Consider the following 13,317-nt stretch of genomic DNA (forward strand, 5'->3'; position numbering starts at 1 on the left):
TCGATCGGAGAGATCAGGGCGGACGGGGGAAGCGTACGGCCGGGGTCGGACAGATGATGTCCGCGATGCCCGGGCCGGTGTCGGGTCGGCAGGCACACGTGGCCACCCCGCGGACAACCTCGTCATCCTGCCCCATCGGATACGTCCAGGTCATCCGACTTCTGTCGTGATCCCGCCCTCGACGGGGAGGGCGGCTCCCGGGTCAGAGCAGCCGGTGCTCCCAGATCCCGTCCGGGCGGGTGTAGAGCACCCGGGTGTGTCGGCGGTCCTCCCGCGCCTGCATCAGCTCCACCCGCTCGGGGCGGAGCGCGTAGACCTGCCAGTCGGGGTCGACCTCGCCGGTGGCGGAGGGGCGGGAGAGCCAGTCCCGCCGGGAGGCCTCGGCGTCCAGGGCGGCGACCGTGCCGCTGAGCCGCACCTGCCGGCCCGTCTCCCGCCAGAACAGCACCATGGCCGCGCGGGGGTCGGCCGCGAGCTGGCGCCCCTTCGCCGAGCGGCGCGAGGTGGCCACGTGATAGCCGTGCTCGTCGACATCCTTGAGGATCAGGGTGCGACCCTCGGGGGCGCCGTCCTCCCCGCGGGTGAGCAGGGTGAGCGCGTGCGGCTGGCGCGCCCCGGAGGCGATGGCGTCCTCCAGCCAGGCGAGCACCAGCTCCCCGGGGTCCTCCGGCAGGGTCGCCGTGTCCAGCTCGGGAAGGTGCTCGGGGAAGCCGGGCAGGGCGCGCAGCCGGTCGGCGAGGTCGCTCATGGAGCCCATCCTGGCACCGGGCGCCCGATGCGGACAGGCCCGTCGTCCCGGGACCCAGGCGCCGTGCACCGGGTCAGGTGCCGAGGAAGATCCCGTTGCCGGGGCCCAGCGGCAGGTCGGCCACCACGAAGACGGCCAGGATGATCGTCCAGACCAGCCAGAACGGCACCACGAAGGGCAGCATCCGGGCCATCAGCGTGCCCAGTCCGGCCTCCGGCTCGTAGCGGCGCAGCATCCCCAGCAGCACGATCATGTACGGGTTCATCGGGGTGATGATCTGGGTGGCGGAGTCGCCGACCCGGAAGGCCGCCTGGGTGAAGGCGGGCTCGTAGCCGATCAGGGCGAACATCGGCACGAAGACGGCGCCCATTATCGTCCACATGCCCGAGCCGGAGATGATGAACAGGTTCAGCAGGCTGGCCAGCAGGATGAAGCCGAGGATGGCGGGGAAGCCGGTCAGCCCCGTCGCCTCCAGGGCGCTCGCCCCGGTCACGGCGATCCAGGTGCCGATGCCGGACCAGTTGAACAGGGCGATGAAGTTGCCCAGGATGAAGGCCAGCACCACGAAGGGCAGCATCTCCCTGAGCGCCTCGGTCATCATCGCGACCGCGTCGCGGGTGGAGCGCAGGGTGCCGGTGACCACGCCGTACAGCAGACCGACCACCACGAAGTACGCCACCACGATGAAGACGATGGAGTCCAGCAGCGGGGACTCGGGCAGGAAGCCGCCGTCCTCGTTGCGCCAGGGCGAGGCGGGCACCAGCAGCGCCGCCAGCATGATCGCGGTGAACACCACCGCGCCGAGCACGGAGACCAGCAGACCGCGGTTCTCGATCGGGGTGAGCTCGGCGCGCATGTCCTGGGCCTCCGTACCGCCGTCGGCGCCCCCGTCGCCCTCCACGGTCTGATCGCGCGGCACGTCCTGGCGCACCAGGCGCGGCTCGATCATCCTGTCGATCACCAGGCCCGCGACGAAGCCCAGCACGAGCGAGGAGGCGATGTTGAAGTACCAGTTGGAGACGGGGTTCACGGGGGTGAACTCGTATCCCGGCAGGGCGCCCATCACCGAGGTGGTGATGCCGGCGAACAGGGCGTCGAGGCTGGTGGGGAAGATGTTGGTGGAATAGCCGGCCCCGGCCGCGGCGAAGCCGCCCAGCAGGCCCGCCACCGGGTGCCGGCCGGCGGCCTTGAACACCAGGGCGGCCAGCGGCGGCACCACCACGAAGGCGCTGTCGGCCATGATCGAGGAGATGACACCGACGAAGCCGACCACGTAGGGCAGCATCCAGGCCGGGGAGGATCCGAACAGCTTGCGGATCACGGCGCCGAGCATCCCGGAGTGCTGGGCGATGCCGATGGCCAGCAGGATCGGCAGCACGGTGCCCAGCGGCGGGAAGTCGATGTAATTCGGGCCCAGGGTGGTGGTCAGCCAGGTCATGCCCTCGGCGGTGAACAGGCCGCGGATCACGGTGGGCTCGTCGATGCCGGGCACCGAGACCTGCACCCCGGCCCAGGCCATCGCCGTGGAGACCACGCCGGTGATCGCGAACAGGATCAGGAACAGCATGAACGGCTCGGGCAGCCGGTTGCCCACCCGTTCGACGCGGGTCAGCACGCGGTCGGTGAAGCCCCCGGAGGAGGCGCTGGTGGAGGGACTGGTGCTCATGGGGACTCCTCGAGGAGGGGACGGTCGGGTCGAGGGATGTCGAGGGGGTGAAGGACCGTGGGGTCGGGGTCGGGCGGGGCAGGTCAGTCGAAGTAGCCGGGCACGTCGATCGCACCCCCGGCCGCCTCGAACTCGGCGGTGACCTGCGCGGCGAGCTCGGCGTCGTGGAGCACGTCGAGCACGGTCGCGGCGAGGCCGTAGGCCCCGTCGGCCGCGGCGGAGGCGGCGGCCGGTGAGGCGGCGTGGGCGGCGAACTCGCGGGTGTGCAGGGCGACGTCCCCGGGGGCGAGCCGGATCAGCGGGTGCATGCCGGGCAGCCGGTAGGAGACGTTGCCGAAGTCGGTGGAGGCGGCGAGGGTCTCGGAGACCACGCCGAGGGGCAGCGGGTCGCGGCCGCGCCGTCGCTGCGCCTCGACCCAGCGGCCGGTGAGCGCGCTGTTGGTGCGCACCGGCAGCGACGGCGGGTGGTGGTCCCAGGTGACGGTGACGCCGACCCCGGCCATCAGCGCGGCCCCGTGGGCGGCGTCCTCGACACGGCGGGAGAGGTCCCTCAGCGTCTCGGGCCGCTGGGAGCGCACGTACAGGTCGAGCCGGGCGCGGTCGGGCACGACGCTGGCCCGCTCGCCGCCCTCGCGGATCACGGCGTGGATGCGGTCCGAGGGCGGGGTCTGCTGCCGCATCAGACCGATGCCCTGGTAGAGCAGGCTCGCGGCGTCCAGGGCGTTGCGGCCCATGAAGGGCTGCGCCGAGGCGTGGGCGGTGTGACCGTGGTACTCGACGGTGAGAGTGCGTCGGCCCAGCCACACCTGGTCGGCGACGTCGTCCCCGGGGTAGCCGTGGGCCATCACGGCCGCGTCGATGCCCTCGAGGACGCCGGCTCGCGCCAGGTACTCCTTGCCGGTGTGGCCCTCTTCGGCGGGGGTGCCCAACAGCACGACCGTCCCGGGCAGCGCGGCGGGGTCCTCGGCGGCCAGCCGGGCGAGGGCGAGGAACGCCCCGAGACCCATCACGGCGATGACGTTGTGCCCGCAGCCGTGGCCGACGCCGGGCAGCGCGTCGTACTCGGCGAGGATCGCCAGGCGCGGCCCCTGGCCCGTGCCGATCTCGGCCCGGATCGCGGTGTCCAGGCCGCCGACGCCGAGCTCGGCGGGGATGCCCGCCCGCTCCAGCTCGGCGACGATCGCGGCCGCGCTGCGATGCTCCTCGAAGGCCACCTCGGGGTGCTCGGCCAGGTCGATCATCAGCGCGGCCATCGCCGCGGCGTGCTCATCGACGAGCGCCTCCAGCCGGGCGCGCAGGGCCTCGGGGGCGCCCTCGGCCGCGGAGCCGGGGTGCCGTTCCGTGACCAGCGCCGCCTCCCGCTGCTCGTCGAGCTGGCGGAGGTAGGCGGTGGAGGGCTCGGTCGGGGCCTCGCCGAGGCGGAGGGGCGCGGGGTCGTCCATCCGCCGACCCTATCGAGGGGGCCGGGAGGACCTGGGGCTTGCTCCCGTGTCGGGGTGCGCTCATAGGCTGGGGGCATCACCCGCGCCGCCGCGCCCCGGCCGCACGCGGGACCATGAGGAGGAGGGACCCGATGCCGCGTCTCGAGGAGCTGATCCGTGCCGAGGCCGTCCGGGTGGACGTGCCCGCCGCCGACCGCACCGCCGCCATCACCGCGGCCGGCCGCCTGCTGGAGCAGGAGGGCGCGATCGAGCCCGCCTACACCCGCGCGATGCTCGACACGGTCGCGGAGCACGGCCCCTACATCGTCATCACGCCGGGCTTCGCCCTCGCCCACGCCCGGCCCGACGAATCCGTGCACCGCACCGCCCTCAGCCTGGTGCGGCTCGCCGAGCCGGTGGCCTTCGGCCACGAGAGCAATGACCCGGTGACGCTGGTCGCGGCCCTCGCCGCCGCCGACGCGGGCGCGCACCAGGAGGCCCTGGCCGCGCTCGCCGGGGTGCTCGCGGAGCCCGAGCGGCGCCGCGCCCTGGACGAGGCCGCGACCGCGGAGGAGCTGCGGGAGGTGCTCGTCCGGGAGCCCGAACGCCCCGCCGCGACGGGCGGGCACGGCCGCCGGGCCGACCGCACGGCGCCGCCCGAGCAGGCCCCGCCGGCGGACCCCGCCCGGGCCGAGGAAGGGACCGTGCCCTCGAAGCACCTCATCCTCACCGTCTGCGGCAACGGCGTCGGCACCAGCCTGTTCCTCAAGAACACCACCGAGCAGGTGCTCGACCGCTGGGGCTGGACGCCCTACCTGAGCGTCGAGGCCACCGACACCATCTCCGCCAAGGGCAAGGCGAAGGACGCCGACGTGCTGCTGACCTCCGGGGCGATCGCCCAGGCGCTCGGGGACGTCGGCGTGCCCGTGGAGGTGATCGAGAACTTCACCTCCACCACCGAGATCGACGCCGCCCTGCGCCGCCTGTACGCGATCTGACCCGCCCCAGACCGACCCCGGAGCCGCCCCATGAACGTCCTCCTCGCGATCGCCCAGTTCCTGGTCAACGAGATCCTCTCGGTGCCCGCCTTCCTCATCGGCATCATCACCGCGATCGGCCTGATCGCCCTGCGCCGCTCCGCCGGACAGGTGGTGGGCAGTGCCATCAAGGCCGTGCTCGGCTTCCTGCTGATCGGCGCCGGCGCCACCCTGGTCACCGCCTCCCTGGCGCCGCTGGGCGTGATGATCCAGGGGGCGCTGGGCGCGCAGGGCGTGGTGCCCACCAACGAGGCGATCGCCGGGATCGCCCAGCAGGAGTACGGCGCGCAGGTGTCCTGGCTGATGATCCTGGGCTTCGTGGTCGCGATCCTGCTGGCCCGCTTCACGCCGCTGCGCTACGTGTTCCTCACCGGCCACCACCTGCTGTTCATGGCCACCCTGATCACCATCGTGATGGCCTCCGCGGGCATGCCGACCGTCGTGGTGGTGGGGCTCGGGGCGGTGCTGCTCGGCATCCTGATGGTGGCGCTGCCGGCGCTCGCCCAGCCCTGGACACGCAAGGTCACCGGCGACGACTCGATCGCCATCGGGCACTTCGGCACCGCCGGCTACGTGGCCGCCGGGGCCGTGGGGCGCCTGGTCGACCCGAAGGGCCGCAGCCGCTCCACCGAGGACATCAACGTGCCCGAGGGGCTGCGCTTCCTGCGCGACTCGATGGTCGCCACCGCCCTCTCGATGGTGCTGATGTACCTGGTGGTCGCCACCCTGTACCTGGTGCGGGAGGGCAGCGAGACCGCCTTCACCGCCTTCGAGGGCGGGGCCACCGACGTCGGGAACTACCTGATGCTCTCGGTCACCCAGGGCCTGCAGTTCGGCATCGCCGTCGCCGTGATCCTGTTCGGCGTGCGCACGATCCTCGGGGAGCTGGTCCCCGCCTTCCAGGGCATCGCCGCGAAGGTGGTGCCGGGGGCGATCCCCGCCCTGGACGCCCCGATCGTGTTCCCCTACGCCCAGAACGCGGTGCTGATCGGATTTCTCTCCAGCTTCGCGGGCGGGCTGGTCGGCCTGTTCCTGCTGGGCGTGTGGCTCGGCCCCGCCTTCGGGCTGGCGCTGATCCTGCCGGGCCTGGTGCCGCACTTCTTCACCGGCGGCGCGGCCGGCGTCTACGGCAACGCCAGCGGCGGCCGTCGCGGCGCCGTCGCCGGCGGCTTCGTCAACGGCCTCCTGGTCACCTTCCTGCCGGCGCTGCTGCTGAAGGTGCTGGGCGACTTCGGCAGCGCGAACACCACCTTCGGCGACACCGACTTCGGCTGGTTCGGCATCCTCATCGGCTACGGCGCCCGCACCGGAGTGGTCCCCGGCATCGTGCTGCTGGCCCTGATCGGCCTGGCGCTGCTCGGCGCCGCGATCCTCGTGCAGCGCCGCGTCGTGGACCGCGACTGGGACCCGGCCCCCGCCAGGCACGGCGCCGCCGTCGATCCGACCCCCGCCGACCCGACCGGTCCCCGCCCGACGACCCGAGACGACGAGGGCCGCCGCTTCCCCCGCATCGCGCCCCCGACCGGCGCCCCGACGCCGCCGCCCCCGCCCGCCGAGTGACCCGGGCCGTGCCCGCACCGTGACCTGTCCGTGGGCCGCGTCGGGCCATCCGGGCACTACCATGCGGGAACGGCCCCACCCCTGGCCGTGCCCCGTCGGCCCCACCCCGGCCGCATCCGGTCCCCCGTGGACCAGGGCGATCCGGCCGTACCCGGCCCCGCCCGCCGACCCCACCCGGTCGCGCCCGGTTCCTCCTCGGACCGGCACCGGCCCCTGCGCGGGCCGACCCCTCGGCCGCGTCCGGCCGATCCCCATCTGACGTTCCCCCGCGCCGAGCCCGGCGCTGTTCCCCGGAGGCGAATCCGTGACCGCATCCTCCCCCGCACCCGCCGAGGCCGGGCCCCGCGCCGACCGCGGGTCCTTCCCCGGCCGCGCGGCCTTCATCTTCGCCGCGATCGGCTCCGCCGTGGGCCTCGGCAACATCTGGCGCTTCCCCGCCGTGGCCTACGAGAACGGCGGCGGCGCCTTCATCCTGCCGTACCTCGTGGCGCTGCTGACCGCGGGCATCCCCCTGCTGTTCCTGGACTACGCGATCGGCCACCGCTGGCGCGGCTCGGCCCCCGCGGCCTGGCGCCGCTTCCGGCGCTGGACCGAGTTCATCGGCTGGTGGCAGGTGCTGATCTGCGTGATCATCGCGATCTACTACGCCCTCATCCTGGCCTGGTCGGTGAACTACACGATCTTCTCGGTGGACACCCGCTGGGGCGACGACCCGGCCGGCTTCTTCGGCTCCTTCACGCAGTCCCTCGGTGGCGCCGACGTCACCGTCACCTTCGACTACGTGACCCCGATCCTCATCACCATCGCGCTGGTGTGGCTCGCCGTCATCGTCGTGATGAGCCTGGGCGTGCAGAAGGGCATCTCCGCGAGCGCCCTGATCTTCATCCCGCTGCTGGTCCTCATGTTCGTGATCCTGGTCGTGCGCTCGCTGATGCTGCCCGGCGCCGTGGACGGCCTGGAGGCCTTCTTCGAGCCGAACTGGGCGGCGCTGACCAGCCCCGGCGTGTGGGTCGCGGCCTACGGCCAGATCTTCTTCTCCCTGTCGGTGGCCTTCGGCATCATGCTCACCTACTCCTCCTACCTGAAGAAGAAGGCGGACCTCACGGGCTCCGGCCTGGTGGTGGGCTTCGCGAACTCCAGCTTCGAGCTGCTGGCCGGCATCGGCGTGTTCTCCGCGCTGGGCTTCATGGCGCAGGCGCAGGGCGTGGAGGTCTCCGAGGTGGTCTCCTCCGGCGTGGGCCTGGCCTTCATCGCCTTCCCGGCCATCATCGGCGAGGCCCCGGGCGGCGCCTTCATCGGCGTGCTGTTCTTCGGCTCCCTGGTGCTGGCGGGCTTCACCTCGCTGGTCTCCATCGTCGAGGTGATCATCGCGGCCATCCAGGACAAGTTCGGCCTCTCCCGGGTGCCCGCCACCCTGGGCGTCTGCGTGCCGCTGGCACTGGTCTCCACCGTGCTGTTCCCGACCACGATGGGCCTGGCCCTGCTGGACACCCTGGACAAGTGGGTCAACGAGTACGGCATCGTCGCCGCGGCCCTGTTCTCCACGATCGTGGTGGCGCTGATCGTGGGCGGCCTGCCCACCCTGCGCGACCACCTCAACGCCCGCGGCACCTTCCGCGTGGGATGGGTGTGGATGCTGGCGGTGGCCGTGGTGGCGCCGCTGGTGCTGGGCATCTCCCTGGTGTCCTCCACGATCGACCTGCTCACCGCGGAGACCACCTACAGCGAGTACCCCTCCTGGTTCGTCCTGGTGTTCGGCTGGCTGATGGCCCTGGGTCTGCTGGTCATCGGCATCGTGCTCTCGCTGCTGCCGTGGAGCCGGACGTCGAACCTCGACAAGCTCGACTCCGACGGCGACGTGATCCCGCCGGCGGCGCGGTCCTTCCGCGGCCTCGAGCCCGCCGACGTCGCCACCCCGCACGCGCTGCGGTCCCGCGGCGACGCCTGACCCCCCTTCCGAGAACAGCGAGGAGCTGACATGTCCGTCTCCGCCATCATCATGATGATCGTCGCGATGGTCACCGTCTGGGGTGGCCTGGGCGCCGCGATCCTGAACGTCGTGCGCCACCCCGAGGCCGACGACTGAGTCGACCCCGGCACCGGTGACGAGGGCCGGGTCCGCTCCCCAGGGGGCGGGCCCGGCCCTCGTCGTGTGCGGGGGTCGCGGCGGGCTCAGCCGAGGTCGAGCACGCGGCGGATCTCGGCAAAGGCGCCGGGCACGACGCCGTAGTGGACGCTGCGACCGGCGCGGCTGCGGCTGAGCAGGCCCGCCTCGACCAGCTTCTTCAGGTGATGGCTGACGGTGGGCTGGGACAGGCCCAGCAGTTCCTCCAGCTCGCAGGCGCGCACGGCCTCGCAGCCTTGCGCGGCGATGTGGGAGAGCACCCGCAGGCGCATCGGGTCGGCCAGGGCCGCGAGCTGCCCGGCCAGGCGCTCGGCGTCCTCGGGGCCGAGCGGACCCTCCCCCAGGGCGCAGCAGGGCTCGGCGGTCTCGGCGAGGGCGATGAGGGGTGTGGCCATGCCCCCAGGGTACACATTGACGTTCGTCGATGTTCTGTCCTACGGTGGCCGCGACACCCCTCCCCCACCCGGAAGCGGCCCATGACCACCTCCGCGCCCGACACCCCGCGCACCGCCCCTCCCGCCGACCCCTCCGCCGGCGGCGTCGTCCGGGGCATGAGCCTGCTGGACCGCTGGCTGCCCGCCTGGATCCTGGCCGCCATGCTTCTGGGCCTGGCCCTGGGCCAGTTCATGCCTGCCCTGGGCGACCTGCTGGAGGGCTGGGAGATCGGCGGCGTCTCCGTGCCCATCGCCCTCGGCCTGCTGGTGATGATGTACCCGGTGCTGGCGAAGGTGCGCTACGAGGAGACCGCGCGGATCGCCGCCGACCGGCGCCTGCTGATCACCTCGCTGGTGCTGAACTGGCTGGTGGGCCCGGCGCTGATGTTCTCCCTGGCCTGGCTGATGCTGCCGGACCTGCCGGAGTTCCGCACCGGGCTGATCATCGTGGGCCTGGCCCGCTGCATCGCGATGGTGCTGATCTGGAACGACCTGGCCTGCGGCGACCGCGAGGCCGCCGCCGTGCTGGTCGCGATCAACTCGGTGTTCCAGGTGCTGGCCTTCGCGGGCCTGGGCTGGTTCTACCTCCAGGTGCTGCCCGCCTGGCTGGGCCTGCCCACCACGGCGGCGAGCTTCTCGGTGGCGGCGATCGCGCTGAGCGTGCTGGTGTTCCTCGGCATCCCCCTGGTGGCCGGGGCGCTCACCCGGGTGATCGGCGAGCGCAGCCGGGGCCGGGACTGGTACGAGCAGCACTTCCTGCCGCGACTGGGCCCCTGGGCGCTGTACGGCCTGCTGTTCACCATCGTGCTGCTGTTCGCCCTGCAGGGGGACCGGGTGATCGCGGACCCGCTGGGCGTGGCCCGGATCGCTCTGCCGATGCTCTGCTACTTCCTGCTGATGTTCGCGATCGGGCTGCTGGCCTCCCGCGCCGTCGGTCTGGACTACGCCCGCTCCACCACCGTCGCCTTCACCGCCTCCGGCAACAACTTCGAGCTGGCCATCGCCGTCGCGATCGGCACGTTCGGCGCCGCCTCCGGGCAGGCCCTGGCCGGCACCGTCGGCCCTCTGATCGAGGTGCCCGTGCTGGTGGCGATGGTCTACCTGGCCCGCTGGGCCGGCCCCCGCCTGTTCCCCGGCGACCCCACCCTGCCCCCGCGCGGCGATCGAGTCCCTGCCGCAGACCCCGTTCCCACCACCGCGAAGGACTGAGCGATGACCGGCCACACCACCCCCTCCGTGCTGTTCGTCTGCGTGAAGAACGGCGGCAAGTCCCAGATGGCCGCGGCCCTGATGGAGCACCATGCCGCCGGATCGGTCGAGGTGCATTCCGCCGGCACACGGCCCGGCTCCGCGATCAACGCCCTCTCCGCCGAGGTGATCGCCGAGCTCGGCGCCGACATGTCTGGCGGCGCCCCCACCGCGATCGACCCGGCGCTGCTGGCCCGGGTGGACCGGGTGGTGGTGCTCGGCGGCGAGGCCCGCGTCGAGCCGGTGCCCGGCATGCGCGGCAGCATCGAGACCTGGGAGACCGACGAGCCCTCCGAGCGCGGCATCGAGGGCGCCGAGCGGATGCGCCTGGTGCGCGACGACATCGACGCCCGGGTCCGCGCCCTGCGGGACGAGCTGCTGGGCGAGGACCCCGCGCAGGCCTGAGCGACGCGGCGATGTGACCTGTGCCCGGCCGGTTCGCGCCTCCCGCGGCGCGTCGGGTACGCTGTCACCTGCTCTCATCGAGCGCTGGAGGATTCGCCTAGCGGCCTATGGCGCACGCCTGGAACGCGTGTTGGGTTAACGCCCTCGGGGGTTCAAATCCCCCATCCTCCGCCGCGGTTCCTGTCAGGAACACACGAAGCCCCCGGGTCCCGACCCGGGGGCTTCGTCATACCCGGCCGGTATCGTGCGAGGTCACAGGCGGCACCCATGGACGCGCATCAGGGGACCGAGCACAGGGGAGACATGGACGAGACCACCGCGGAGTACCCGGGCCACCCCGACGACACCCGTCCCGGACGCGGCCGCCTGGTGGCGATCGTGGCCGGCGGCTGCGTGGCCGTGCTGGTCCTGGCGGGCCTCGCCGTGGGCGGCACCTGGTGGCTGCTGCGCGAGGACCCGGGCGGCGCGGCCGGCGGGACCGCGAGCGATGGCGGGAGCGGCAGCAGCGACGGTGGCACGACGTCCGCTCCCTCCCCCGAGGCCGACTCCCCCACCTTCGTGGGCGTCGCCCCCTACGAGGACACCCCCGGGGATGCGACCACCCGGCGGCAGGTGCTCGAGCAGAACCCGCTGACCGAGGGGGAGCTCGCGGCGATCGGCGACTGCAGCCTGCCCGACACCCCGACCGAGCCCTCGGCGGAGGAGCTGCAGTCCACCCTCGACGCCTCGGCGGACTGCCTGGACCAGGTGTGGGCGCGGACCAGCTCGAACCGGGACCTGCCCTGGACCAGCCCGGAGATCGTCGTCTACACCTACCCCGACGTGCCGGTGGATGCCACCTGCGACCCGGAATCCTTCGCGGCGGACTACCCGCGGCCCTGCAATCTGGACAACACGATCTACTGGCCGATCGGCTACGGCCACGGCACCTCCCTGGGTGCGAGCGGCGAGGTCACGGACCCGCAGGAGCTGGCCTCCGCGTACCTCTTCGACCTCGCCGAGATCTATGCGACCCAGGCGATGTGGCACAGCTCGGTGGGCATGTACTACGTGCACCTGGCCAACGACCTCGAGGCCGATCCGGAGGCGCAGGAGGAGGTGCGCCGTCGCTTCCGCGCTCAGCTTCGCTGCCTCGGCGCGGCCGCGTCGATGCAGGTGAACGAGGCCTCGCGCCCCTCGACCGCGGTGCGGGAGGCCGTGGTCGACCCGGGCCACTGGGAGGACGGCAGCCTCACGGCGGAGACCAGCGCCCACTGGACGCGGGTGGGCCTGGAGTCCGAGGGGGAGATGGCGGCGTGCAACGCCTGGACGGCACCCGCCGAGGACGTCGCCTGAGGCCCACACCACCGGGTGATGGGATCGACGATGATCGATGCATCACAGCACCCTTGCCCTCACGGCTCGTTTAGTTGAATATTGAACCATCAGTCGGGGACCGGACAGGGTCGGGCCTCCCGCAGCCGAGAACGCACCGCGAGGAGCACACCATGCACTTCGGAATCTTCACCATCGCCGACATCACCCCGGACCCGACCACCGGCGCCGTCCCCACCGAGCAGGAGCGCCTGCGTCTGATCGTGGAGGAGGCCAAGCTCGCCGAACAGGTGGGTCTGGACGTCTTCGCCCTGGGCGAGCACCACAACCCGCCCTTCGTCACCTCCTCCCCCACCACCACGCTGGGCTACATCGGCGCGCTGACGTCGACAATCATCCTCTCCACCGCGACCACGCTGATCACCACCAACGACCCGGTGAAGATCGCGGAGGACTACGCGATGCTGCAGCACCTCACCGGCGGCCGCGTCGACCTGGTGATGGGCCGCGGCAACACCGGCCCCGTCTACCCCTGGTTCGGGCAGGACATCCGCAAGGGCGTCGAGATCGCCATCGAGAACTACGAGCTCCTGCACCGCCTGTGGCGCGAGGACGTCGTGGACTGGGAGGGCGAGTTCCGCACCGCCCTGCAGCAGTTCACCGCCACCCCGCGCCCGCTGGACGGCGTGCCCCCCTTCGTGTGGCACGGCTCGATCCGCTCCCCGCAGATCGCCGAGCAGGCCGCGTACTACGGCGACGGCTTCCTGCACAACAACATCTTCTGGCCCATGAGCCACACCAAGCAGATGGTGCAGCTCTACCGCGAGCGCTTCGAGCACTACGGCCACGGCACCGCCGCCCAGGCGATCGTCGGGCTCGGCGGCCAGGCCTTCATGCGCAAGAACTCCCAGGACGCCGTCCGCGAGTTCCGGCCCTACTTCGACTCCGCCCCCGTCTACGGCGGCGGCCCCTCGATGGAGGACTTCACCCGCATGACGCCCCTGACCGTCGGCTCCCCCGAGCAGGTCGTGGAGCGCTACCTGGAGATGGCCGACCACGTCGGTGACTACCAGCGCCAGATGTTCCTGCTGGACCACGCGGGCCTGCCCGCGAAGACCGTCATGGAGCAGATCGAGTTGCTGGGCACCGAGGTGGTGCCGGTGCTGCGCAAGGAGCTGGACGCCCGCCGTCCCGCCGACGTGCCCGACGCCCCCACCCACGCCTCCCTGGTCGCGAAGGCCGAGGCCGAGCACGGGAGCTTCGATCCGGCGTACCGTTTCGAGACCGGCGACAACTGGACCGGCCTGCGCGCGGAGGACGCGCGCTCCGGCCAGCAGTCCCGCTGACCATCCGCCGCCG

12 protein-coding genes and 1 tRNA gene are annotated in these 13,317 nt (G+C 72.5%); 9 read left to right on the forward strand and 4 right to left on the reverse strand.

The window, feature by feature from the left end:
- Positions 1-202: 202 nt before the first annotated feature.
- The 3 genes from OM98_RS02100 to OM98_RS02110 all read right to left on the reverse strand — a co-directional run bounded on the left by OM98_RS02100 (position 203) and on the right by OM98_RS02110 (position 3,856).
- Positions 203-748: a pyridoxine/pyridoxamine 5'-phosphate oxidase gene (locus tag OM98_RS02100; RefSeq protein ID WP_010532909.1), complete on the reverse strand. Its 546-nt coding sequence runs from the start codon at positions 746-748 to the stop codon at positions 203-205.
- Between the two features lie 73 nt (positions 749-821).
- On the reverse strand, positions 822-2,414 hold the full coding sequence (locus OM98_RS02105) for an AbgT family transporter (RefSeq protein ID WP_010532910.1): 1,593 nt from the start codon (positions 2,412-2,414) through the stop codon (positions 822-824).
- Between the two features lie 83 nt (positions 2,415-2,497).
- Entirely contained in the window at positions 2,498-3,856 is a 1,359-nt protein-coding gene (locus OM98_RS02110; RefSeq protein WP_010532911.1) for an amidohydrolase, read from the reverse strand.
- A 131-nt stretch (positions 3,857-3,987) separates the two neighbouring features.
- Between OM98_RS02110 and OM98_RS02115 the strand changes: the two genes are divergently transcribed.
- The 4 genes from OM98_RS02115 to OM98_RS14960 all read left to right on the forward strand — a co-directional run bounded on the left by OM98_RS02115 (position 3,988) and on the right by OM98_RS14960 (position 8,518).
- Entirely contained in the window at positions 3,988-4,833 is an 846-nt protein-coding gene (locus tag OM98_RS02115; protein ID WP_010532912.1) for a PTS sugar transporter subunit IIA, read from the forward strand.
- A 30-nt stretch (positions 4,834-4,863) separates the two neighbouring features.
- Entirely contained in the window at positions 4,864-6,432 is a 1,569-nt protein-coding gene (locus OM98_RS02120) for a PTS ascorbate transporter subunit IIC (RefSeq protein ID WP_010532913.1), read from the forward strand.
- A 304-nt stretch (positions 6,433-6,736) separates the two neighbouring features.
- Entirely contained in the window at positions 6,737-8,380 is a 1,644-nt protein-coding gene (locus tag OM98_RS02125) for a sodium-dependent transporter (protein WP_010532914.1), read from the forward strand.
- A gap of 30 nt (positions 8,381-8,410) precedes the next feature.
- Positions 8,411-8,518 carry a methionine/alanine import family NSS transporter small subunit gene (locus OM98_RS14960; protein ID WP_010532915.1) on the forward strand — a complete coding sequence of 36 codons (108 nt, stop codon included), beginning with the start codon at positions 8,411-8,413 and terminating at the stop codon, positions 8,516-8,518.
- Between the two features lie 86 nt (positions 8,519-8,604).
- On the opposite strand, the gene OM98_RS02130 is transcribed toward OM98_RS14960, so the two are convergent.
- Positions 8,605-8,952, reverse strand: a complete 348-nt coding sequence (locus tag OM98_RS02130) for an ArsR/SmtB family transcription factor (RefSeq protein ID WP_010532916.1) — start codon at positions 8,950-8,952, stop codon at positions 8,605-8,607.
- A gap of 81 nt (positions 8,953-9,033) precedes the next feature.
- Here OM98_RS02130 and arsB point away from each other — a divergent pair, with 81 nt between their 5' ends.
- The 5 genes from arsB (at position 9,034) to OM98_RS02155 (ending at position 13,304) form a co-directional block, all read left to right on the forward strand.
- Positions 9,034-10,200, forward strand: coding sequence for an ACR3 family arsenite efflux transporter (arsB, locus tag OM98_RS02135; RefSeq protein WP_010532917.1), 1,167 nt, complete (start codon positions 9,034-9,036; stop codon positions 10,198-10,200).
- A gap of 3 nt (positions 10,201-10,203) precedes the next feature.
- Complete coding sequence (locus OM98_RS02140; RefSeq protein ID WP_010532918.1) at positions 10,204-10,644, forward strand: arsenate-mycothiol transferase ArsC; 441 nt, start codon at positions 10,204-10,206, stop codon at positions 10,642-10,644.
- 86 nt (positions 10,645-10,730) lie between these two features.
- Positions 10,731-10,815: transfer RNA gene (locus OM98_RS02145), tRNA-Ser, on the forward strand.
- A 132-nt stretch (positions 10,816-10,947) separates the two neighbouring features.
- Positions 10,948-11,979 carry a hypothetical protein gene (locus tag OM98_RS02150; RefSeq protein ID WP_010532919.1) on the forward strand — a complete coding sequence of 344 codons (1,032 nt, stop codon included), beginning with the start codon at positions 10,948-10,950 and terminating at the stop codon, positions 11,977-11,979.
- A gap of 152 nt (positions 11,980-12,131) precedes the next feature.
- Positions 12,132-13,304 carry an LLM class flavin-dependent oxidoreductase gene (locus tag OM98_RS02155; RefSeq protein ID WP_010532920.1) on the forward strand — a complete coding sequence of 391 codons (1,173 nt, stop codon included), beginning with the start codon at positions 12,132-12,134 and terminating at the stop codon, positions 13,302-13,304.
- Positions 13,305-13,317: the final 13 nt, after the last annotated feature.

This window comes from Brachybacterium squillarum M-6-3, assembly GCF_000225825.1.
In the GTDB taxonomy this organism is placed as follows: domain Bacteria; phylum Actinomycetota; class Actinomycetes; order Actinomycetales; family Dermabacteraceae; genus Brachybacterium; species Brachybacterium squillarum.

What these genes read in the sequence shown, in the direction of transcription:
- OM98_RS02100 (WP_010532909.1), bottom strand. Translation starts at nt 748, where the DNA reads ATGAGCGACCTCGCCGACCGGCTGCGCGCCCTGCCCGGCTTCCCCGAG.
- OM98_RS02105 (WP_010532910.1), bottom strand. Translation starts at nt 2,414, where the DNA reads ATGAGCACCAGTCCCTCCACCAGCGCCTCCTCCGGGGGCTTCACCGAC.
- OM98_RS02110 (WP_010532911.1), bottom strand. Translation starts at nt 3,856, where the DNA reads ATGGACGACCCCGCGCCCCTCCGCCTCGGCGAGGCCCCGACCGAGCCC.
- OM98_RS02115 (WP_010532912.1), top strand. Translation starts at nt 3,988, where the DNA reads ATGCCGCGTCTCGAGGAGCTGATCCGTGCCGAGGCCGTCCGGGTGGAC.
- OM98_RS02120 (WP_010532913.1), top strand. Translation starts at nt 4,864, where the DNA reads ATGAACGTCCTCCTCGCGATCGCCCAGTTCCTGGTCAACGAGATCCTC.
- OM98_RS14960 (WP_010532915.1), top strand. Translation starts at nt 8,411, where the DNA reads ATGTCCGTCTCCGCCATCATCATGATGATCGTCGCGATGGTCACCGTC.
- OM98_RS02130 (WP_010532916.1), bottom strand. Translation starts at nt 8,952, where the DNA reads ATGGCCACACCCCTCATCGCCCTCGCCGAGACCGCCGAGCCCTGCTGC.
- arsB (WP_010532917.1), top strand. Translation starts at nt 9,034, where the DNA reads ATGACCACCTCCGCGCCCGACACCCCGCGCACCGCCCCTCCCGCCGAC.
- OM98_RS02140 (WP_010532918.1), top strand. Translation starts at nt 10,204, where the DNA reads ATGACCGGCCACACCACCCCCTCCGTGCTGTTCGTCTGCGTGAAGAAC.
- OM98_RS02150 (WP_010532919.1), top strand. Translation starts at nt 10,948, where the DNA reads ATGGACGAGACCACCGCGGAGTACCCGGGCCACCCCGACGACACCCGT.
- OM98_RS02155 (WP_010532920.1), top strand. Translation starts at nt 12,132, where the DNA reads ATGCACTTCGGAATCTTCACCATCGCCGACATCACCCCGGACCCGACC.